This is a genomic window from Stappia sp. (assembly GCF_040110915.1).
Taxonomy (GTDB): Bacteria; Pseudomonadota; Alphaproteobacteria; order Rhizobiales; family Stappiaceae; genus Stappia.
Genome location: NZ_CP157793.1, coordinates 588,213 through 608,852, shown reverse-complemented (window position 1 = coordinate 608,852; position 20,640 = coordinate 588,213). Strand labels below are relative to the sequence as shown.

The following is a 20,640-nucleotide window of genomic DNA, read 5'->3' as shown; positions in this document are numbered from 1 at the left end:
CCGGCCGGCGTTTCCCCGCATGCCCGTCCTTCGCATGATGGACAGGATCGGGCAACTGTGCTCGGATCGCGACCGGGAGGCAAGAACCGCGAGGAAGCGCCATGCTGGAGGGATGGGTCGTCGTCGTTTCGGCGCTCGGCTACGTGCTGCTTCTGTTCGCCATCGCCAGCTACGGCGACCGCAAGGCGCGCACGATGGAGCCGGGGCGCGGGCGCCCGCTGATCTATGCCCTCTCGCTCTCCGTCTATTGCACCTCCTGGACATTTTTCGGCTCCGTCGGCACCGCGACGCGCAACGGGCTGGAATTCCTGACGATCTACATCGGTCCGGTGCTCGTCTTCGCCGCCTGCTACCCGATGCTGCGGCGGATCGTGCGGCTCGCCAAGAGCGAGCGCATCACCTCGATCGCCGACTTCATCGGCGCGCGCTACGGCAAGAGCCAGTCGGTCGCCGCCGTCGTCGCGATCATCGCGGTGATCGGCATCATTCCCTACATCGCGCTGCAGCTGAAGGCAGTGTCGATGTCGGTGACGACGATGATCGCCCGGCTCGACGTGCAGAACGGCGGGCCGAACCTGCCGATCTTCAGCGACATCACCCTGCTCATCGCGGTCGGCATGGCCGTGTTCGCCTGGCTGTTCGGCACACGCCACATCGACGCCACCGAGCACCAGGAAGGCCTGATGCTGGCCATCGCGGCGGAAGCGGTGGTCAAGCTCTTCGCCTTTCTCGCCGTCGGCGTCTGGGTCACCTACGGTCTGTACGACGGGCCCGGCGAGCTCTTCACGGCGATGGCGAGCGATCCGCGGGTCTCCGAGGCCATGTCGGGCCAGCAATCGGGTGGCAACTGGATCGTGATGACGTTGCTGTCCTTCTTCGCGGTGATCCTGCTGCCGCGCCAGTTCCACGTGACGGTCACGGAAAACAACTCCGGCGCCGAACTGAAGCGCGCCACCTGGTTCTTCCCGCTGTATCTGGTGGCGATCAACCTCTTCGTCGTGCCCATCGCGGTCGCCGGCATGATGATGCTGCCGGCCTCCACCAATCCCGACACCTATGTGCTGGCGCTGCCCATCGCCGCCGATCACCCGTGGCTGGCGCTCTTCGCCTTCATCGGCGGCCTGTCGGCGGCCACCGCCATGGTGATCGTGGCGACCGTGGCGCTCGCCATCATGATTTCCAACGACCTGGTGATGCCGCTGGTGCTGCGCCGCTCCTCGGAGGATGCGATCATCTCCTCGTCCGGCGAGGACATGAGCCGGATCCTGCTGCTGATCCGACGGGTCGCGATCTTCGTCACGCTGCTGCTCGCCTATGCCTATTTCCGCGCGGCCGGCGACACGGCGGCGCTGACCTCCATCGGCCTTCTGTCCTTCGCCGCCATCGCCCAGTTCGCGCCGGCCTTCTTCGGCGGGCTGATCTGGCGCCGGGCGACGGCGCGCGGGGCGATCGCCGGCATGACCGCCGGCTTCGCCATCTGGGTCTACACGCTGCTGTTGCCGACCTTCGCCCAGTCGGGGCTGATCTCCGACGCCGTCATCGAGAACGGGCCCTTCGGCCTGTGGCTCCTGAAACCCCAGGCGCTCTTCTCCCTCAGCTTCGACCCGCTCACCCACGGCGTCTTCTGGAGCCTGTCGGTCAATCTCGCCGCCTATGTGCTGGTGTCGCTCGCCCGCCCGCCCGAACCGTTGGAGCGGCTGCAGGCCAACATCTTCGTGCCCTCCGAGCTGTCTCCGGCACCGGGGCTGCGGCTGTGGCGGACCTCGGTGACGGTCGGCGACCTGCAGGCGACCATCGCGCGCTATCTCGGCGAGGAACGCACGCAGCGCTCGTTCCACCGCTTCGCCCGCGAACGCGGGCGCGATGCCGACGCCGATTTCTCCGCGCCGGCGGACGCGCAGATCCTGCGGTTTTCCGAGCAGTTGCTGGCCAGCGCCATCGGCGCCGCCTCCTCCCGGCTGGTGCTGTCGCTGCTGGTCAAGCGGCGCGACCCCAGCGGCAAGGGCGCGATGAAGCTGCTGGACGATGCGACCGTCGCCATCCAGTACAACCGCGACCTGCTGCAGACCGCGCTCGACCAGGTGCGCCAGGGCATCGCCGTCTACGACCGCGACCTGCGGCTGATCTGCTGGAACCGGCAGTTCCGCGAGTTGCTCGGCCTGCCGGCGGAATACGGACAGGTCGGCACGCCGCTCGACGCGATCCTGCGCTACAACGCCAAGCGCGGCGCCTTCGGCGACGATCCGGTCGAGGTCATCGTCGGCGACCGGATCGACAAGCTCGCCGTGCGCCACGAGACCTTTCAGGAGCACATCGCGACCACCGAGACGGTGCTGGAGGTGCGCACCAACCCGATGCCGGATGGCGGCATCGTCACCACCTACACCGACATCACCGAACGGGTCTTGGCCGAGGAAGCGCTGGCACGGGCCAACGAGACGCTGGAACGGCGGGTGCGCGAGCGCACGTTGGAACTCACCCACGTCAACGAGGAACTGCAGCGCGCCAAGCAGGTGGCCGATGACGCCAATCTCGGCAAGACCCGCTTTCTCGCCGCCGCCGGCCACGACATCCTGCAACCTTTGAACGCCGCCCGGCTCTACGCCTCCAGCCTGACAGAGCGCTTTTCCGACGGCGAATTGCGCCATCTGGTGCAGAACGTCGGCTCGTCGCTGGAATCGGTGGAGGAAATCATCGGCGCGGTGCTCGACATCTCCCGCCTCGACACCGGCGCATTGAAGCCGGAGATCACCATCTTCCGCATCGACGAGATCCTCAATCCGCTGCGCAACGAGTTCGGCCCGATCGCGCAGGAGAAGGATCTCGACCTGCGCATCCTGCCGAGCGGACTGAGCGTGCGCTCCGACCGGCGGCTGCTGCGCCGCCTGCTGCAGAACCTCGTTTCCAACGCGATCAAATACACGCGCACCGGCAAGGTCCTGGTCGGCGCGCGCAAGCGTGGCGAAACGGTGGTCGTGGAGGTGCTCGACACCGGCATCGGCATCCCGGAATCGAAGCAGAAGCTGATCTTCATGGAGTTCCACCGCCTCGACGACGGCGCCCGCGAAGCGCGCGGCCTGGGGCTCGGCCTGTCCATCGTGGAGCGTATCGCAAGGGTGCTGAACCATCCCGTGAAGCTCCGCTCGACGGCGGGTCACGGCGCGCGCTTCTCGCTGACGCTGCCGCTGGCGGCCGCCGTTCCGGCCACGCAGGACGCGCCCGCGCCCGCGCCCGCCACCGCCGCGCTCGACGGTCTGCACGTGCTCGCCATCGACAACGAGCCCCAGATCCTCGACGGCATGCGCGTGCTGCTGGAGGGCTGGGGCTGCCGGGTGACGACCGCGCACGATCCGCGCGAGGCGGCCCGCAAGGCCGGGGAGGCCGGCGCGCCGCCCGACATCCTGATCGTCGATTATCACCTCGACGAGGGCACCGGCGTGGAGGCGGTGGTGCAGCTGCGCTGGCAGTTCGGCGCCGAGACGCCGGCGCTTCTCATCACCGCCGACCGCACCCGCGCGGTGCGCGCGGAGGCGGCGGAGAAATCCATCGACATGCTCAACAAGCCGGTCAAGCCGGCCGCGCTCCGGGCGCATCTGTCGCGGCTCGTGAGCGTCGCCACGGCCGCCGAGTAACGGCGGGTTCCCGGCCGGCCTCAAGCGTCGCGTGACGCCACCCCGCCTCGGACCCACACCGCATCAAGGGTTCGTGCGCCGTCGTGTAAAGGCTTGACTTGTCGAGCGCGCCGGCATGACTGACCTTGCCCGCGTCGAGACCGCGCCAGCCACGGCGCGGTCCGCGCATCACAGGGAGTAGGACATGGCCAGAATCGGGGCCAGAGCGGGGGCCAGAATCGGGGCCAGAGCAGGAGCCAGAACCGGAGTGAGAACCGGGGCCGCCTGCTGGACGGCGGTGCTTGCCGTTGCCGCCTTGACCGCGTTTTCCCATGCGATCGCGCATGAGACGGCGGAAGAGGTGGCGCGTGAGAAAACGCAGGCCGCCTGCGTGGCGGACAAGGCGGGTCACGCGCTGACACCGGCCGACGCCTCGGCGCTCTACGCCTGTCTGGCCGAGGACCTGCATGCCGGCTATCGCGCGGGGGACAAGCGCTGGATCCCGGCGGAATTCGTCGACGATTACCGCTCTTGGACAGCCGTCAGCGCCTTTCCGGCCGCCCCCGGAGTCCATGGCACCCGCTTCCTGATGACTTATGTGAACGCCATCGGGGCGGAGACCTACCTGCGCTATCAGGAGGCCGGCGTCACCATGCCCGAGGGCACGGTGATGGCCATGGAATCCTTTGCCGTCAACGACGAGGGCCAGGTGCAGAACGGTCCGCTGTTCCTGATGCAGAAGGTGACCGCCGGCACCTCGCCCGAGACCGGCGACTGGTACTACATGGCGGTCACGCCGGCCGGCGCGCCAATGACCATGAACGTCATCACCGCCTGCAGCGACTGCCACCAGGGCAGTTTCGGCGCGCGCGACGGCGTCGGCTATCCGGTGCCCGAGGCCCGGGTCACGCGATAAATCCGGGCGTCATCGCGGCGGCGGGCCACTCAGGAGGGAACCGCCGACTGCCACTGCCCCTGCTCGATCTTCGCGGCGGCGATGACGGCCTGCGTGCGGCTTTCGACGCCGAGCTTCTGCAGGATCGCGGAGACATGCGCCTTGACGGTCGCTTCCGAAACACTGAGCTCGTAGGCGATCTGCTTGTTGAGCAGGCCCTCCGACAGCATCATCAGCACGCGCACCTGCTGCGGCGTGAGGCTCGCGAGGCGCTGAACCATCTCGCTCACCTCGTCGCTTTCCCCCGCCATGTCGACGTCCGGCGGGATCCAGGTGTCGCCGCGCATCACGCAGGTCACCGCGTCGCGGATGACGTCGATGCCGAGCGACTTGGGGATGAAGCCGGAGGCGCCGAGATCCATGCAGCGGCGGATCGTCACCGCATCCTCGGTCGCCGACACGATCACCACCGGCACGCCCTGATACTGCGCCCGGAGGTACATCAGGCCGGAGAAGCCACGCATGCCGGGCATCGAAAGATCGAGCAGAAGAAGGTCGACCTCGTCGTGGGCATCGAGATCGGCGGCCGCGTCCTCCAGCGTGCCGACTTCGGAAATGGTCGAGCCGGGATAGACCGTCTCGAGGGTCTGGCGCATGGCGCCGCGAAACAAAGGATGGTCGTCCGCAATCACGAAATGAAAATCGGCGGTCTCCGACACGCTCTCGCCCTCCCTGCGCACCGGCTTTTTCGCCGGCGTTGCGGATCGCATCGCCTCGCCCCCGTCCCCGCCCGCTTCGCGCGGGCAAGGGGTCTGGCGCACGCCCCTGTTGTTTCCTCGAAGGACGCAGCCCGTGCGGGCGTTGCCTCGATCGCCCGCCGCCCCGTTCCGGGTGCGCCCCCCTTTGCCGCATTATTCACGCGGCCCGGTCGCGCATCAACCCGCCGATACGGGCACGACGGCACATCCGTGTTCCTCGTAGTCTCACAGATATCGTTTTCCCGAAAGTCGTAGTCCTATACCCATCGAAACACACGCCATGCCATGCTACGCGACCGTAGAGGGGCGCGATGCGGCGCCGGGTGCACGGACCGTCCGGGGGGAGAGGACACCATGACAGACCCATCGGGGAGAGACCCATCGGGGCCACGCCAATCGGGGCCCCACCAATCGGGAACAGACCCGGCCGGAACGCGACCGTCCGCGGCGGGGCCGTCCGGCTCACGTCCGCTGGGTCGGCCCATGCCGGACCCACGGATCTGGTGGCGGCGCACGGTGCGCCTGGTCCTGGTCGCCCTTGCGATCTGGTTCGTGTTCGGCTTCGCGATCCACGGCTTCGTCGACGCGCTCAACACCATCGTCGTCGCGGATTTCCCGCTCGGCTTCTGGATGGCCGCGCAAGGCTCGCTGATCGTCTTCGTCGTGCTGGTCTTCTGGTTTTGCGCCCGACAGGAGCGGATCGACCGCGACGCCGGTCTCTCGGAGCCCGAATCGCAGCGTGAGGAGATCGTCCCATGAGCCTGCCGGGACCCGACGACGCCTTTCTCGACAATCTCGGGCGGATCTACGGCACCTATGCGGGCGGCTTTGCCGCCTTCGTCGTGGTGCTGGCGATCCTGGAACAGCTCGGCGTGCCGGATCAGGTGATCGGCTATCTCTTCGTGCTGTGCACGCTCGGCGTCTATGCCGCCATCGGCATCGTCACGCGCACCGTGCGCGTTTCGGAATATTACGTCGCCGGGCGGCGCGTGCCGGCGGTCTACAACGGCATGGCCACGGCCGCCGACTGGATGAGCGGCGCCTCCTTCGTCGGCATGGCCGGCACGCTCTACGCGCTCGGCTACGACGGGCTCGCCTATGTCGTCGGCTGGACCGGCGGCTATGTGCTGGTGGCGGTGCTCGTCGCCCCCTACCTGCGCAAGTTCGGCGCCTACACGGTGCCGGATTTCCTGGCGGCCCGTTTCGGCGGCAATCTCGCCCGGCTGATCGGCATCCTGGTGCTGCTCGCCTGTTCCTTCACCTATGTGGTGGCGCAGATCTATTCGACCGGGCTGATCGCCTCGCGGTTCCTCGGCATCTCCTTCGAGGTCGCCGTCTATGTCGGGCTCGCGGGCATCCTCCTGTGCTCCATGCTCGGCGGCATGCGCGCCGTCACCTGGACGCAGGTCGCCCAATATATCGTGCTGATCGTCGCCTACATGCTGCCCGTCGCGATCCTCTCGGCGCAGCAGACGGGCTTTCCCGTCGCGCAGCTCGCCTATGGCACTGTCCTGCAGCAGATCACGGTTCTGGAACAGCAGATGCTGGCGAGCGGGCTCGCCACGGCGGAGACGCTGACACCCCATCTGGAGCCCTTCACCTCGCTCGATCCGTTCAACTTCTTCGCGCTGATCGCCTGCCTGATGATCGGCACGGCCTCGCTGCCGCACATCCTGATGCGCTATTTCACCACGACCACGGTGCGCGACGCGCGCCGCTCGGTCGCCTGGTCGCTGGCCTTCATCTTCCTGCTTTATGTCACCGCGCCGGCCTATGCCGCCTTCGCCAAGCTGGAGGTCTATCAAAACGTGATCGGCGCCGGGCTCGAGGCGCTGCCGCAGTGGATCTACACCTACGGCAAGCTCGGGCTGATCGACATCTGCGGCGCCAACGCTGCGTCGGTGGACGCGGTGCAGGCGGCCTGCGCGGCGGTGCCCGGCAACGAGGGCGTGCTGCGGCTTCCGGATCTCGCGATCGACCGCGACGTGATCGTCATCGCCACGCCGGAGATCGCCGGTCTGCCCTATGTGATCGCCGGTCTCGTCGCCGCCGGCGGGCTCGCCGCCTCCATGTCGACCGCCGACGGGCTGCTGCTCGCCATCGCCAATGCGCTCAGCCACGACGTCTACTACCGCATGGTCGACCGGCGCGCGCCGGCGAGCCGCCGGCTTGTGGTCGCCCGGGTGCTGCTGATCGGCATGGCGGTGCTCGCCGCCTATGTCGCCTCGACGCGGCCCTCCGACATCCTGTCGGTGGTCGCCTGGGCCTTCTCGCTGGCCGCCGCGGGCTTCTTCCCGGCGCTGGTGCTCGGCATCTGGTGGCGGCGCTGCACGGCGGCCGGCGCCATTGCCGGCATGCTCGCCGGCTTCGGGCTGACGCTCTACTATCTCGCCATGACGCAATACGGCGGCATGGCGGAATGGTTCGGCGTGAAGAACATCTCCGCCGCCGTCTTCGGCCTGCCGCTCGGCTTCGCGGTCACCGTGCTGGTCAGTCTCGTGACGCCCGCGCCCTCGCGCGAGGTGCAGGCGCTGATCGACGACATCCGCAAGCCCGCCGGAGAGCCGGTCCTGCGCGACGGCGCTTCCTGAGGCCCGCCGCGCCCCGGATTCAACGAGACGCGAGGTTCGAACCGCGATGGCGCTGTGGGCCTATCACCTGACCAACCTGGCGCTCGCGGCTCTCCTGTACACGCTGCTCGGACGGCTGGCGCTCACCCTCCTGCTGGGGCCCGACAGCGGCAATTTCATCCATCGCGCCTTCGTGCGGCTGACCGATCCGGTCGTGGCGCCGGTGCGCGTCGTCACCCCTCAGGCGGTGCCGCACGCCCTGCTGCTGCTCTTCGCGGCGGTGTGGCTGATCCTCGCCCGGCTGGGGCTCGCCGTGGGCTTTGCCGCGAGCGGCTGGCTGTCGGCCCCCGGCACCGGAGCCGGCGCATGACCCGCTCCGGCATCCCCCTCGCCATCGCCGCCCTGGCGCTGCTCAACGGCGTGTTCAATCCCTGGCTGCTGCCGCAAACGAGCGCCGGCGTCATCCTGCTGGCGCCGGGGCTGCTCGTGTCGTCGCCGGGGCTCGTCGCCTTTCTGGCCTATCTGCTCGGCGCCGGCGTCACCGTGGTGCTTGCCGGCGTGCCGGCCGCCCTCGTGGAGCGGATGACGGGCGCGCGCGACACGACGCCCGCCGCCTGGTTCGTCTGGCTTGCCGCCACCGCGGCGCTCTCGCTTCCGGCCGCCGGCATGGCCGCCGTGCTCCTGCTACGCTAGGGAGCGATCCGCATCGCCCTGCCCCAACCCTGAGGACCGCCCCGCATGTCCGCGCCGCTTTATCCCGTGCTCGCCCCTTTTGACGCCGGCCTTCTCCCCGTCAGCGATCTGCACACGCTCCACTACGAGCAATGCGGCAACCCGGACGGGGTCCCGGTCGTCATGCTGCACGGCGGACCGGGCGGCGGCACGACGCCGATCATGCGCCGCTTTCACGACCCCAGTGTCTATCGCATCGTCCTGTTCGACCAACGCGGCTGCGGGCGCTCGACCCCGCATGCGGAACTGCGCGACAACACCACCTGGGATCTGGTCGCCGACATCGAGCGGCTGCGGACCCATCTCGGCATCGCGCGCTGGCAGGTCTTCGGCGGCTCCTGGGGCTCCACGCTGGCGCTCGCCTATGCCCAGACGCATCCCGACCGCGTGACGGCACTGGTGCTGCGCGGCATCTTCCTGATGCGCCGCGCCGAACTCGCCTGGTTCTATCAGGAGGGCGCGAGCTGGCTCTATCCGGACCTCTTCGCGCCCTATCGCGACTTCATCCCCGAGGACGAGCGCGGCGATCTGATCGCCGCCTATCATCGGCGGCTGACCTGTCCGGACGAGGCGATCCAGGTTTCCGCCGCCCAGCGCTGGGCGCTGTGGGAAGGCGCGACGCTCTCCGTGCTGCGCGATCCCGAGCGCGAGGCGGCCTTTCACGATCCGCGCTACGCGCATGCCTTCGCGCGCATCGAGGCGCATTACTTCATCAACGGCGGCTTCCTGCCCCATGACGACCAGTTGCTGCGCGACATCGACCGCATTCGCGATATTCCAGGGGTGATCGTGCATGGCCGGCACGACGTGGTGACGCCGATGAAGAACGCCTACGATCTGGCGGAGGCCTGGCCGCAGGCGGACCTCAGGGTCGTCGAGGACGCGGGTCATGCGGCCAGCGAACCGGGGATCGCGGCGGAACTGGTCGCCGCCGGGCGCCGCTTCGCGCATCTGCGCTAGCCGCCTTCCGGCGCGGCTCGCCCGCGATCACGTGCCCAGATAGCGCAGCGTCAGGCTGCGCTGATGGGCCTCCAGCCGGTGCTCGACCACATAGACCTCCTGCCAGGTGCCGAGATCCAGCTTGCCGGCAACCACAGGGATCTGCAGGCTCACGCCGGTGAGCATCGTCTTCACATGCGCCGGCATGTCGTCCGGCCCTTCCGACACATGACGCCAGTCGGCATCCTGCGGCGCCAGATCGTCGAGCGCGTCGATCAGGTCCGCCTGCACGTCCGGGTCGGCGTTTTCCTGGATCGTGAGGGAGGCGGAGGTATGGCGCAGAAACACCGACATCTCCCCGTCGCGGGCCGTCTGCTCGCTAAGCCAGGCGTCGAGGCGGCGGCCGATGCCGTAGAAGCCCTGCCCCCGCGTGGTCACCACCAGACGTCCCATGCGCTGGCGCAGGTCCAGCCCGTCGTCCTCGAAGGTCCAGGCCTCGGCCGGGCCGCTGCGGATGGGGTGTGTCATGGTCGCGGTTCTCCTCCTGATCGCCAACTATGCGAATCGCGCAGGTCAGACGCAAGCGTGACGGGACTTGGCAGAAATTGACCCAGCCATTAGCCTGAGCGCAAAGGATTATTTCCGAAGCGGCGAAGACGGGGGCGGTCGCCTGAAATGGCTGGATCGGGTGGAGGACTGGACTGCGACGCGGCGGCTTTGGCCGAGGCGCGCGCATTCAACGAGGATCTGACGCGGCGGCTGTCGATGCTGCCCGATCAATGGTCCTATCCGCCGGCGGTGATCCGCGAGCGGCGGGCCGAGGGGCTCGGCCCCTTTCCGCAGCCGCCGAAATCGCCCGACGCGCAAACCCTGAGCATCGAAGGACCGCACGGGCCGGTTCCCTTGCGCGTCCTGCGCCCGACAACGCGGGAGCCGCGCGGCGCTTATCTGCATTTCCACGGCGGCGGCTGGACGCTCGGGGCGGCCGACGAACAGGATCCGCGGCTGGCCGAGATCGCCGAGCGCACCGGGCTCGCGGTGGTCTCCGTGGCGTATCGGCTCGCGCCCGAACATCCCTATCCGCAAGGCCCGGACGATTGCGAGACGGCCGCGCTGTGGCTGTTTCGGGAGGGCGCGCGCGCCTTCGGCGGTACCCGCTTCGCCATCGGCGGAGAGAGCGCCGGCGCCAATCTTGCCGCGACGACGCTGCTGCGCCTGCGCGACCGGCACGGCGCGGCCGACGCCTTCGCGGCGGCCGTCCTCGTGTGCGGCTGCTTCGATCTGCGGCTGACGCCGAGCGCCCGCAACTGGGGCCCCCGCAAGCTCGTCCTGAATTCCCGCGACATCGACCAGTTCGTGCGCCACTACCTGGCGCATGGCACCGACCCGGCCGATCCGGACGTGTCGCCGCTGCTGGCCGATCTCGCCGGCATGCCGCCCGCGCATTTCGTGGTGGGCGACGCCGATCCGCTTCTCGACGACACCTTGTTCATGGCCGCGCGCTGGCGGGCGGCCGGATGCCCGGCCGAGCTTGTCGTGGTGCCCGAAGGCTGCCACCTCTTTCAGCATTTCCCCCTTGAGATCGCCCGGGCGAGCAATGCCGCGATCGATGCCTTCCTGACCCGTACCCTCGCCTGACGCCGTCCGGTACGCCCCCCCAAAAAGCCCCGTCGACACACCGGAGAGCCGAAAATGGCCGCCATTGAAACAGTCTTTTCCTTTGTCAATTGCTGGGAATGCGACGAAAACGATCACCTGAACGTGCAGTTCTATCTGGCCCGCTTCGACGAGGCCGACCGGCAGTTCCGCCTGATGAGCGGGCTGAGCGACGCGCTCGCCGGGGCACGGCGGGCGCGCCACATCCGCTATCACGAGGAGCTCTACTCCGGCGACACGCTGGTGATGCGCTCGCATGTCGCCTTCGACGGCCCCTATATGCTCACCGTCGTGCATGAGCTGCGCCGCGCCGCCGACGACGCGCTGGCCGCGACCGCGACGGACGGATACGCGCCCGCGACCGCCGTCGCCAAGGAGTTGCGCCGCCGCTTCCAGACCGTCAGCGCGCCGATGCCCGATCCGGCGCAGCCGCGCAGCTTCGCCGCCAGCTCCAACGGCAACGGCGTCGTCACCGCGCAGCAGATCGAGAAGGCCGGCGCCCGCGTCGTGCACCGCGCCACCGTGCTGCCCCGCCACACCGGTGCGGACGGGCGGGCCGACGACGCCTTCGCGCTGATGTGTTTCACCGAAGCGGCCCCGCATGTGTGGAACACCACGCCGATGGGCGATGCCTGGCTGACCGAACGCGGGCTCGGCCGGGTGGCGGTGGAGATGAAGCTGGTGTGGCACGGGCCGCTGAAGCCGGGCGATCCGGTGGTGACGATGAGCGGGCTCACCGGCGCGGGCGGCAAGACGTTTTCCTTCCGCCACCATCTGTTCGAGGCGCGCACGCACCGCCTGGCGGCCGTGTGCGACGTGATGGCGCTGACGATGGACCTGAAGACGCGCAAGGCGATCCCGCTGGACGACGACGTGCGCGCCGCGATCCTCAACGGCGCGCTCAAGAGCTGACGTCAGAGAGACCAACAGCCGGGCGGGCCGGTCGCGCCGCCCCGCCGGCGGTCTATTCGCCGAGGGTTTCGTAGTCTTCCCGCAGCGTCTTCATCATTCCGAAGAAGCGGCGCATGGCGCGTTCGGTGAAGTCGAGCGCCTTGTCGAGTTCGGCTTCCTCGTCCGGCGTGAAGCGCGGCTCGCCCTCGGCGCGCGGCGTCGGATCGGGGGACGCCTTCGGGGTCGCTCCGGGTGTGCTGTCACCCTCGCCCGTCCCGTCCCCGTCCCGCGCGACGAGACGCGCGTTCAGGCGTGCGTTTTCCCGCTCCAGCCGCGCCAGTTCGTCGCTCAGGCGGGCGATCTCGCCCTCCATCGCCCTCTGCGCGTCGGGCACCGGCACGCAGCGCCACGACTGCCCGCGCTTGCGGCATTCCGCGACCCGTCCGCTTTCCCGGTCGAGGCGCAGATAGACCTCGCCCGCCGGGGCGAGCAGATAGCGGTCGGCATCGACCTCGGGGCGGTCTTCCGTCTGCGGATCTTCCGTCTGGGCGACGGCGGCGCCTGGCTCCGCAAGCCCCAGAAGGCCGGCGGCGAGGGCCAGGGCGACGGCGATCTTCGCCGTTCCGGCCGCTGTGCGCATGGTGTTTCCGCGCATGTCAGAATCCTTTTCGGCGGGCGGAGTCGCGCCCGCATCCCGGCGCATCCCATCCGCGCTCCCACTATCGCCCGACGATGATGGCGGAAGCACGACGGCAAGCCGCGCTCAGGGTACGGTGAAGGGCCCGCGCCCGCTCGCCAGCGCGGCATCCAGCAACTCGAGCCGGTCCTGGCCCCAGAAGACCTCGCCGTTCAGCACGTAGCTCGGCGAGCCGAACACGCCGCCGGCGATCGCATCGCTCTGGTTCTCCATGTAGCGTTCCACGACCGGCTTTTCGCCCGCCTGCGCCAGCACCGCCTCGGCATCGAGATCGAGGCGCTTGAGGATCGCGGCGAGCACGGGCGCGGCGGCGATGTCCTGATCCTCCGTCCAAAGCGCGCGAAACACCGCGTCGGAATAGGCGGCGACGGGGCCGCCCTCCAGCGCCAGCGCCACGGCGACCCGGTCCGCGAGATCCGGCTTCACCGGAAAATAGGCAGGCTTCAGGGTGAGCGGAAGATTGCGCTGCTCGCGCCAGCGCTGCAGCTCGATGAAGCGGTAGGCCTGGCGCACCGGATGGCGCTTCGCCAGCGGAAGACCGCCCGTTTCGGCGAAGACGGTCGTCAGCGAGACCGGACGAAACCGCACGGCGTAGCCATGTCGCTCGACAAGGGCGAGCAGCGCGGCATGGCCGAGATAGGCCCAGGGCGAGGCATGCGTGTAGTAATAGTCGATGACGCGTTGCATACGGTCGGTCCGGCTCTGATTGCGACAGGGTGCGACAAGTGGCGGCAGCCTGCGCCGGGACGGGCGAACGATCAAGCCCCGATGAGCCTCCCGCAGCGGGGAAAGCGCTCCGCCGGCATGGCCGCCGATCAGCGGCGCGGCGCGCGCCCCGCCGCCGGCTCGTCATCCGGCAACAGCGCCTCGAGCGTTTCGATGCGGTCGGCCTCCGCCGCCGGCTTGTCCCAGCGCAGCCGCGCGACGCGTGGAAAGCGCATGGCAAGCCCCGACTTGTGCCGCGTCGAGCGGTTCAGTCCCTCGAAGGCGATCTCCAGCACCAGCCCGTCCCGCGCCCCGTGGCGCACCTCGCGCACCGGGCCGAACCGGTTCGTCGTGTTGGCCCGCACGAACCGGTCGATCTCGGCCAGTTCCTCGTCGGTGAAGCCGAAATAGGCCTTGCCGACCGGCACCAGTTCCTCGCCGCCGTCCCGCATCCGCCAGACGCCGAAGGTGTAATCGGAATAGAAGGACGAGCGCTTGCCGTGGCCGCGCTGCGCATACATCAGCACCGCGTCGATGCGGAAGGGGTCGCGCTTCCACTTGAACCACTGCCCCTTGGGCCGGCCCGGGACATAGGGCGCGTCCCAGCGTTTGAGCATTAGCCCTTCGATGGCGCGGGCATCGGGACCGGCGTGCAGGCGCTCGGGCGCGTTGCGTGCCGCGTCGATGTCCGCCCAGTCGGCGGCCGGCACCAGCGGCGACAGGTCGAGACGCGGCGTGTCGAGCCGGGCGATGAAGCGCTCCAGCCGCTCCCGGCGGGCGCGAAAGGGAAGGCCGCGCAGATCCTCGCCGTCGAGCGCCAGGAGATCGTAGGCGCGGATCGCGGCCGGGTGGCTCGCCATCAGTTTCGGCGAGACGGTCTTGCGGTTGAGCCGCTGCTGCAGCGCGTTGAAGGAGCGCACCTCGCCGTCGGTGACCACCAGCAGTTCGCCGTCGATCACCGCCTCGAAGTCGAGCGCCTCGAGAATGTCGGGGAAGGTGGCGGAGATGTCGTCGCCGGTGCGCGAGTAGAGCCTGCGACGCAACGCGCCGCCATCCTCGCGCCCGGCCTCGCGCCCAACCTCGCGTCCGGCCGCCGCCTGTACGCGGATGCCGTCCCACTTCCACTCCGCCGCGAATTCGGCCGGGTCGAGGGTCTCCAGATCGCGCGGCTCGAGGGGATGGGCAAGCATCGGCGGGCGGAAGGGCACCGGGTCCACCGAGACGGGACGCGGCCCCGCCCCCTGCGCCCAGGCGAAAAGGTCCTCATAGGGCGGCTCCAGACCGTGCCACACCTCCTCGATGTCGTCGGGCGCGAGCGGCCCGAGCGCGGCCACCGCCGTCTTGGCGAGCCGGGCGGACACGCCGACCCGCAAGCCCCCGGTCACAAGCTTCAAGAGCGCCCAGCGCCCGGTCTCGTCGAGCGCGTCGAGCCAGCCGGCGATCAAGGCCGGCACCTCGGCCCGCCCGGCGGCGGAAAGACGCGCCACCACATCGGCGAGTGCGGGCGGCGGGGCCGCCTCGATGCGTTGCGGGGCGGGCCAGATCAGCGCGATCGTCTCCGACAGGTCGCCGACAAAATCGTAGGACAGCGCGAAGAGATGTTCGTCCACCCGGTCCGCGACGAGCGCGCGCAGCAGCGCCGGCTTGGCATGGCGAAAGCTCAGGCCGCCGGTGAGCGCGGCGAGGGCCAGCCCGCGTTCCGGGTCGGGCACGGTCTCGAAATGCTCGCGCATCAGCGCGAGTTTCGCCGTGCGGCGCGGCTCGAAGGACAGGCGGTCGAGAAGGGTCGCGAAGCGCTGCATGCGGTGCGCCGCCCGGCTCAGGGCTCGTTGACGATCATCGCGATCCGCCAGGTGTCGCCGTCGAACAGCAGGTGATAGTGGCAGGTGAACTCCAGAACCGGCTCGTCCGCCGCGTCGACCTGGGCCCAGGCAAGCGTCACCAGCCCGGTATCCCCGCCGACATGCGCCGACAGCACCTCGTATTCGGAGCGCACCACGCCCTCCTTGTCGAGGGCGTCGAACAGCTTCTCGATGTTCTCCAGAAGCTCCTCGTCGTCGGCGAAGACGTTGCCCTTGCCGAATTGCCAGATCACCGCGGGATAGGCGAAGCAATCCGCGACCCCGTCGGCGTCGAAATCGTCGAAGCCCGCGCAATAGTCGTCGAAGAGCTCACGCACCTCGGCATCGAGGACCGCCTCGTCGTCGGCAACGCCATCGTTCATCGCGTTCCCCGCGCCCTGTTCGTCCGTCATCGTCTCTCTCCTTCCCCCGTGATGGCCACCGCAATGGCCACTGTTATGGTCAGGCGACGTCCTCGGCCTCGCCGTCGTCGCCATAGCCGATCAGATTGAGCGGCCGGGCCGTGAGCCCCGCGCCTTGACACCAATGCACCAGCGCCTCCTCGGCGCCATGCGTGACCCAGATCTCGCCCGCGCCCGTCTCGCGGATGGTCGCGCGCAAATCGTCCCAGTCGGCATGGTCGGAAATCACGAGCGGCAGTTCGGCCCCGCGCTGGCGCGCCCTTGCGCGCACCCTGACCCAGCCGCTGGCGAGCGCCGTGACGGGATCGCCGAAGCGTCGCGCCCAGCGGTCGGCCAGTTGGCCCGGCGGGGCCAGCACGATCTCGCCGGCGAGGTCCTTGCCGCGCCGCCCGACCGTCTCCAGGGGCCCAAGCGCCACCCCTTCCGCCTCGTAGAGCCGGCACAGCTTGTCGAGCGCGCCATGCAGGTAGATCGGCCGGTCGTAGCCGGCGCGGCGCAATTCGGCGATGACGCGCTGCGCCTTGCCGAGCGCATAGGCGCCGACCAGATGCGTGCGGTCGGGAAAGGTGGCGAGCGACGCCGTCAGCCTGGCGATCTCCTCCTGCGCCGGCGGATGACGGAAGACCGGCAGTCCGAAGGTTGCCTCGGTGATGAAGACGTCGCAGGGCACGAGTTCGAAGGGCGCGCAGGTCGGGTCCTCCTGGCGCTTGTAGTCGCCGGAGACGACGACGCGGGTGCCGCCGTGTTCCAGCCGGATCTGCATGGAGCCGAGCACATGGCCGGCCGTATGAAAGGACACCGTCACACCGCCGAGCGCGATCGCCTCGCCCGGTGCCGCGACCTGTGTCGCGCCCGCGAAGTCCGCGCCGTAGCGCACGGCCATGATCTTCAGCGTTTCGGCCGAGGCGAGCACCGTGCCATGGCCGGCGCGGGCATGATCGGCGTGGCCATGCGTGATCAGCGCCCGCGCGACCGGGCGCACGGGATCGATATGGACGTCGGCGGCCGGGCAATAGAGCCCCGCCGGCGTCAGGGTCAGGAGATCGCCACCCCAGGTCATGGCGCGAATGTAGGGTGCGGGCGCGCGAAAGGAAACGGAGCACGCCCATCCATCCCCGTCATCTCGACGCGGCCCGCGTCAGGCTCTATCTGTGGCGGCGATGGACGCCGCCACTTCCCCTCTCCTGCCCGAGCGATTTCGCGACTGGTTCGCCAGCCGCGGCTGGCGTCCGCGCGCCCATCAGCTCGAGCTTCTGGAGGTGGCCCAGGCCCGCAAGTCGGCGCTGCTGATCGCTCCCACCGGCGCCGGCAAGACGCTCGCCGGCTTCCTGCCGAGCCTGGTGGCGCTCTCGCAGCGTCCGCCCAAGACCCCGGGATCCGCCGGATGGCGCGGCGTGCACACGCTCTACGTCTCGCCGCTGAAGGCGCTGGCCGTCGACATCGCCCGCAACCTCGAGGCGCCGGTCGCCGAGATGGGGCTCGACATCCGCATCGAGACGCGCACCGGCGACACGCCGACGCACAAGCGCCAGCGCCAGAAGCAGCGCCCGCCCGACATCCTGCTGACGACACCGGAGCAGATCGCGCTGCTTCTGTCGGACGCGCAGGGGCGCGCGATGCTGGCCGATGTGGACACGCTGATCCTCGACGAGTTGCACGCGCTGGTGACCTCCAAACGCGGCGATCTTCTCTCGCTCGGTCTTGCGGCGCTGCGCCGGCTGTCGCCGGGCATGCGCGCCATCGGCCTGTCGGCGACGGTCGCCGAGCCCGACGACCTGCGTGCCTGGCTGGTCGCCCAGCCGGCAAACAGCGAGACCCGCGCTTTGGCGGACTGCGTCACCGTGAAGGGCGGCGCGGTGCCCGACATCTCGATCCTGGAAAGCGAGGACCGGCTGCCCTGGTCGGGCCACTCGGCGCGCTACGCGATCCCCGAGATCTACCGGATCGTCAAGGCGCACCGCCTGTCGCTCGTCTTCGTCAACACGCGCTCGCAGGCCGAGGCGCTGTTTCAGGCGCTGTGGCACGTCAACGACGACAATCTGCCGATCGCGCTGCATCACGGGTCGCTCGACGTGGCACAGCGGCGCAAGGTCGAGGCGGCGATGGCCGACGGGCGGCTCAAGGCGATCGTGTGCACCTCCTCGCTCGACCTCGGCATCGACTGGGGCGACGTGGATCTCGTCGTCAACGTCGGCGCGCCGAAGGGGGCGAGCCGGCTGGCGCAGCGCATCGGGCGCGCCAACCACCGCATGGACGAGCCGAGCAAGGCGATCCTCGTGCCCGCGAACCGCTTCGAGGTGATGGAGTGTCAGGCCGCGCTCGCCGCCTCGCGCGAGGGCGCGCAGGACACGCCGCCGCTGCGCACCGGCGCGCTCGACGTGCTCGCCCAGCATGTGCTCGGCGTCGCCTGTGCGGGTCCCTTCGATCCGGACGCGCTTTTCGACGAGGTGCGCTCGGCCGAACCCTATCGCGCGCTCGAGCGGACGACCTTCGACCGTGCGGTCGCCTTCGTCGCGACCGGCGGCTATGCGCTGAGGACCTACGACCGGTTCGCCCGGCTGAAGGACGACGGCGAGGGCCGGCTGCGCCTCGCGCACCCGAGGATCGCCCAGCAGTATCGGCTCAACGTCGGCACCATCGTGGAAGCGCCGATGCTCAAGGTGCGGCTCGTGCGCTCCAGGGCCCAGGGACGCCGTGCTCCGCTCGGGCGCGGCGGGCGGGTGCTCGGCGAGATCGAGGAATGGTTCGTGGATCAGCTCGCGCCCGGCGACACGTTCCTTTTCGCCGGCGAGATCCTGCGCTTCGAGGCGATCCTGGAAAACGAGGCCTATGTCTCGCGCACCCGCGCGGAGGCGCCGAAGATCCCCTCCTATCAGGGCGGCAAGTTCCCGCTCTCCACCTATCTGGCGAGCCGCGTGCGCGCCACGCTCGCCGACCCGCAAAGCTGGTCGGCCCTGCCCGATCAGGTGCGCGAGTGGCTGGAGATCCAGCGCCTGCGCTCGCGCCTGCCGGGCACCGACACGCTGCTGGTGGAGACCTTCCCGCGCGCCAACAAGCATTACCTCGTGTGCTATCCCTTCGACGGGCGGCTCGCCCACCAGACGCTCGGCATGCTGCTGACCCGGCGGCTGGAGCGCGCCGGCGCGCGGCCGCTTGGCTTCGTCGCAAGCGACTATGCGCTCGCCGTATGGGGGCTCGGGGATCTGGGCGCGATGATCGCCGAGAAGCGGCTTTGTCTCGACGCGCTGTTCGACGAGGACATGCTGGGCGACGATCTCGATGCGTGGCTGGCCGAATCGAGCCTGATGAAGCGCACCTTCCGCGCCTGCGCGGTGATCGCCGGGCTGATCGAACGCCGCCATCCGGGCCAGGAGAAGAGCGGGCGTCAGGTCACCGTGTCCGCCGATCTGATCTACGACGTGCTGCGCCGGCACGAGCCCGATCACATCCTGCTGGAAGCCACCTGGCAGGACGCGGCGCAAGGACTTCTGGATATCTCGCGTCTGGGGCAACTTCTCGCCCGAATTTCCGGGCGAATCACGCATAGTCGACTCGACCGAGTCTCGCCGCTCGCCGTTCCGGTTCTGCTGGAAATCGGCAAGGAGCCGGTGTTCGGAGCCGGGCAGGAAGCGCTTCTGGCAGAGGCTGCCGACGATCTCGTCAGGGAGGCAATGGGGTGAAGCCGTTCACGGCCGAGGTTGCTCAGCGATCATTCGCACCGGTGTGCCACGACATCTCGCTGGCCGGGGAGCTGGTCGGTCTGCATGACAGCGGCGCCCTGTGGTGGCCGGACGAGAGCACGCTCGTCGTCGCCGACCTTCACTTCGAAAAGGCCTCCAGCTACGCGGGCCGCGGCGTGATGCTGCCGCCCTATGACACGGCCGCGACGCTGGAGAAGCTCGCCGAGGTGCTCGACGCCTTCGATCCGGCGCGGGTGATCGCGCTCGGCGACAGCTTCCACGACCGTTCCGGCGCCGACCGCCTGCCGGCCTGCTACCGCGCCATGCTCACCACGCTGCAGCTCGGCCGCGAGTGGATCTGGGTCACCGGAAATCACGATCCGGTCGCCCCGGTCGGTCTGTGCGGCGAGACCGTCGACGACGTGGCGCTCGGCGGCCTGACGTTCCGCCATGAACCGGCGGAGAACCCGGCCCCGGGCGAGGTCGCGGGACATCTTCATCCGGCCGCGCGCATCCGCCGCTACGGGCGCAGCGTGCGCCGGCCCTGTTTCGCGACGGACGGCCAGCGTCTCGTCCTGCCGGCCTTCGGCGTTCTGACCGGCGGGCTCAACGTGCTCGACCGGGCGTGGCAGGCGCTGTTTCCGCCCCGGGAGTTTTCCGTCTTCCTGCTGGGCGACGGTCGCCTCTATCCCTTCACCGCAAGCCGTCTGGTCGCCGACTGAGCGGCACGCTCAGACCACCGCCATTCAGGTCCGCGCGACCTCGACCAGCAGGACGCTGGCGGCCGATACCAGCAGGCTTGCGGCAACGATCACCGTGAGATGGCGGCGCAGGCGCGCGTACCACGCCGGCAGACCGCCCTCGGAGGCCGTCTTCACGTCCCATGCCCCCTGAAGCATGAAGCCGGCGGCGAGGACCAGCAGCGCCCAGGGCGCGGGCAGCAGCGCCGCGCCCCAGCCAATCAGCGACGGCACCACCGAAAGGGCAAACACACGCCCGTCGGCATCGCCACGCGCCACGGCCACCCCCCAGCGCACGCCGCCGAGAAACGACAGGATCACCGCGCCATAAACGATCACCGCGCTGGAGATCGCGGCGGCCAGCGCCACATCGCGCAGCGTCATGGCGATCGCCGTCAGCGCCGCCGCTCCGGCCAGGAACGGGATGAGTCCAGCGTAGCCAAGCGCCTGCGACCAGTCCGGCGCCGGCGCGGTCTCGGCGTCGACAGCTCGATTGGACATGG

Annotated in this window: 19 protein-coding genes; 11 read left to right on the top strand and 8 right to left on the bottom strand. The window is 69.5% G+C overall.

Annotated features, from left to right (window positions below):
* Positions 1–101 precede the first annotated feature (101 nt).
* Together ABL312_RS02735 and ABL312_RS02730 are read left to right on the top strand one after the other, a co-directional pair.
* Entirely contained in the window at positions 102–3,632 is a 3,531-nt protein-coding gene (locus ABL312_RS02735; RefSeq protein WP_349359852.1) for a PAS domain-containing hybrid sensor histidine kinase/response regulator, read from the top strand.
* A 247-nt stretch (positions 3,633–3,879) separates the two neighbouring features.
* Entirely contained in the window at positions 3,880–4,527 is a 648-nt protein-coding gene (locus tag ABL312_RS02730) for a cytochrome P460 family protein (protein ID WP_349359851.1), read from the top strand.
* 29 nt (positions 4,528–4,556) lie between these two features.
* Here the strand turns inward: ABL312_RS02730 and ABL312_RS02725 are convergent, their stop codons facing one another.
* Positions 4,557–5,225, bottom strand: a complete 669-nt coding sequence (locus ABL312_RS02725; RefSeq protein WP_374730170.1) for a response regulator — start codon at positions 5,223–5,225, stop codon at positions 4,557–4,559.
* A 522-nt stretch (positions 5,226–5,747) separates the two neighbouring features.
* On the opposite strand from ABL312_RS02725, the gene ABL312_RS02720 reads away from it, so the two are divergent.
* Genes ABL312_RS02720 through pip form a run of 5 tightly spaced genes read left to right on the top strand, consistent with a single transcriptional unit; the run spans position 5,748 to position 9,526 of the window.
* Entirely contained in the window at positions 5,748–6,023 is a 276-nt protein-coding gene (locus ABL312_RS02720) for a DUF4212 domain-containing protein (protein WP_349359850.1), read from the top strand.
* Positions 6,020–7,855: a sodium:solute symporter family protein gene (locus ABL312_RS02715; RefSeq protein WP_349359849.1), complete on the top strand. Its 1,836-nt coding sequence runs from the start codon at positions 6,020–6,022 to the stop codon at positions 7,853–7,855. The genes ABL312_RS02720 and ABL312_RS02715 overlap by 4 nt, the downstream gene beginning before the upstream one ends.
* 46 nt (positions 7,856–7,901) lie before the next feature.
* The gene (locus ABL312_RS02710; protein ID WP_349359848.1) at positions 7,902–8,204 is read left to right on the top strand and encodes a hypothetical protein; all 303 of its coding nucleotides are present in this window, start codon (positions 7,902–7,904) and stop codon (positions 8,202–8,204) included.
* Entirely contained in the window at positions 8,201–8,527 is a 327-nt protein-coding gene (locus ABL312_RS02705) for a hypothetical protein (protein WP_349359847.1), read from the top strand. The genes ABL312_RS02710 and ABL312_RS02705 overlap by 4 nt, the downstream gene beginning before the upstream one ends.
* Before the next feature lie 45 nt (positions 8,528–8,572).
* A complete protein-coding gene (gene pip, locus ABL312_RS02700) occupies positions 8,573–9,526 on the top strand; it encodes a prolyl aminopeptidase (protein ID WP_349359846.1) in 954 nt (317 codons plus the stop codon).
* Positions 9,527–9,553: 27 nt separating this feature from the next.
* Here pip and ABL312_RS02695 read toward each other — a convergent pair whose 3' ends face one another.
* Positions 9,554–10,033 (bottom strand): secondary thiamine-phosphate synthase enzyme YjbQ, encoded by a 480-nt coding sequence (locus ABL312_RS02695; protein ID WP_349359845.1) that lies wholly within the window; start codon positions 10,031–10,033, stop codon positions 9,554–9,556.
* Positions 10,034–10,180: 147 nt separating this feature from the next.
* Between ABL312_RS02695 and ABL312_RS02690 the strand changes: the two genes are divergently transcribed.
* Together ABL312_RS02690 and ABL312_RS02685 are read left to right on the top strand one after the other, a co-directional pair.
* Positions 10,181–11,143: an alpha/beta hydrolase gene (locus ABL312_RS02690; protein ID WP_349359844.1), complete on the top strand. Its 963-nt coding sequence runs from the start codon at positions 10,181–10,183 to the stop codon at positions 11,141–11,143.
* Between the two features lie 54 nt (positions 11,144–11,197).
* A complete protein-coding gene (locus ABL312_RS02685) occupies positions 11,198–12,073 on the top strand; it encodes a thioesterase family protein (RefSeq protein ID WP_349359843.1) in 876 nt (291 codons plus the stop codon).
* 52 nt (positions 12,074–12,125) lie between these two features.
* Here the strand turns inward: ABL312_RS02685 and ABL312_RS02680 are convergent, their stop codons facing one another.
* The 5 genes from ABL312_RS02680 to ABL312_RS02660 all read right to left on the bottom strand — a co-directional run bounded on the left by ABL312_RS02680 (position 12,126) and on the right by ABL312_RS02660 (position 16,777).
* A complete protein-coding gene (locus ABL312_RS02680; protein ID WP_349359842.1) occupies positions 12,126–12,707 on the bottom strand; it encodes a hypothetical protein in 582 nt (193 codons plus the stop codon).
* Positions 12,708–12,815: 108 nt separating this feature from the next.
* Positions 12,816–13,436 (bottom strand): 2-hydroxychromene-2-carboxylate isomerase, encoded by a 621-nt coding sequence (locus tag ABL312_RS02675; protein ID WP_349359841.1) that lies wholly within the window; start codon positions 13,434–13,436, stop codon positions 12,816–12,818.
* Between the two features lie 128 nt (positions 13,437–13,564).
* Entirely contained in the window at positions 13,565–15,256 is a 1,692-nt protein-coding gene (locus ABL312_RS02670; RefSeq protein WP_349359840.1) for a cisplatin damage response ATP-dependent DNA ligase, read from the bottom strand.
* A gap of 17 nt (positions 15,257–15,273) precedes the next feature.
* Positions 15,274–15,708 (bottom strand): nuclear transport factor 2 family protein, encoded by a 435-nt coding sequence (locus ABL312_RS02665; protein ID WP_349359839.1) that lies wholly within the window; start codon positions 15,706–15,708, stop codon positions 15,274–15,276.
* Positions 15,709–15,757: 49 nt separating this feature from the next.
* Positions 15,758–16,777, bottom strand: coding sequence for a ligase-associated DNA damage response exonuclease (locus ABL312_RS02660; RefSeq protein ID WP_349359838.1), 1,020 nt, complete (start codon positions 16,775–16,777; stop codon positions 15,758–15,760).
* A gap of 91 nt (positions 16,778–16,868) precedes the next feature.
* Here ABL312_RS02660 and ABL312_RS02655 point away from each other — a divergent pair, with 91 nt between their 5' ends.
* Both ABL312_RS02655 and pdeM read left to right on the top strand, forming a co-directional pair.
* Positions 16,869–19,397 (top strand): ligase-associated DNA damage response DEXH box helicase, encoded by a 2,529-nt coding sequence (locus ABL312_RS02655; protein WP_374730169.1) that lies wholly within the window; start codon positions 16,869–16,871, stop codon positions 19,395–19,397.
* Complete coding sequence (pdeM, locus tag ABL312_RS02650; protein WP_349359836.1) at positions 19,394–20,119, top strand: ligase-associated DNA damage response endonuclease PdeM; 726 nt, start codon at positions 19,394–19,396, stop codon at positions 20,117–20,119. Before ABL312_RS02655 ends, pdeM begins: the two co-directional genes overlap by 4 nt.
* A gap of 24 nt (positions 20,120–20,143) precedes the next feature.
* Here the strand turns inward: pdeM and ABL312_RS02645 are convergent, their stop codons facing one another.
* The gene (locus ABL312_RS02645) at positions 20,144–20,638 is read right to left on the bottom strand and encodes a DUF3429 domain-containing protein (RefSeq protein WP_349359835.1); all 495 of its coding nucleotides are present in this window, start codon (positions 20,636–20,638) and stop codon (positions 20,144–20,146) included.
* Positions 20,639–20,640 lie beyond the last annotated feature (2 nt).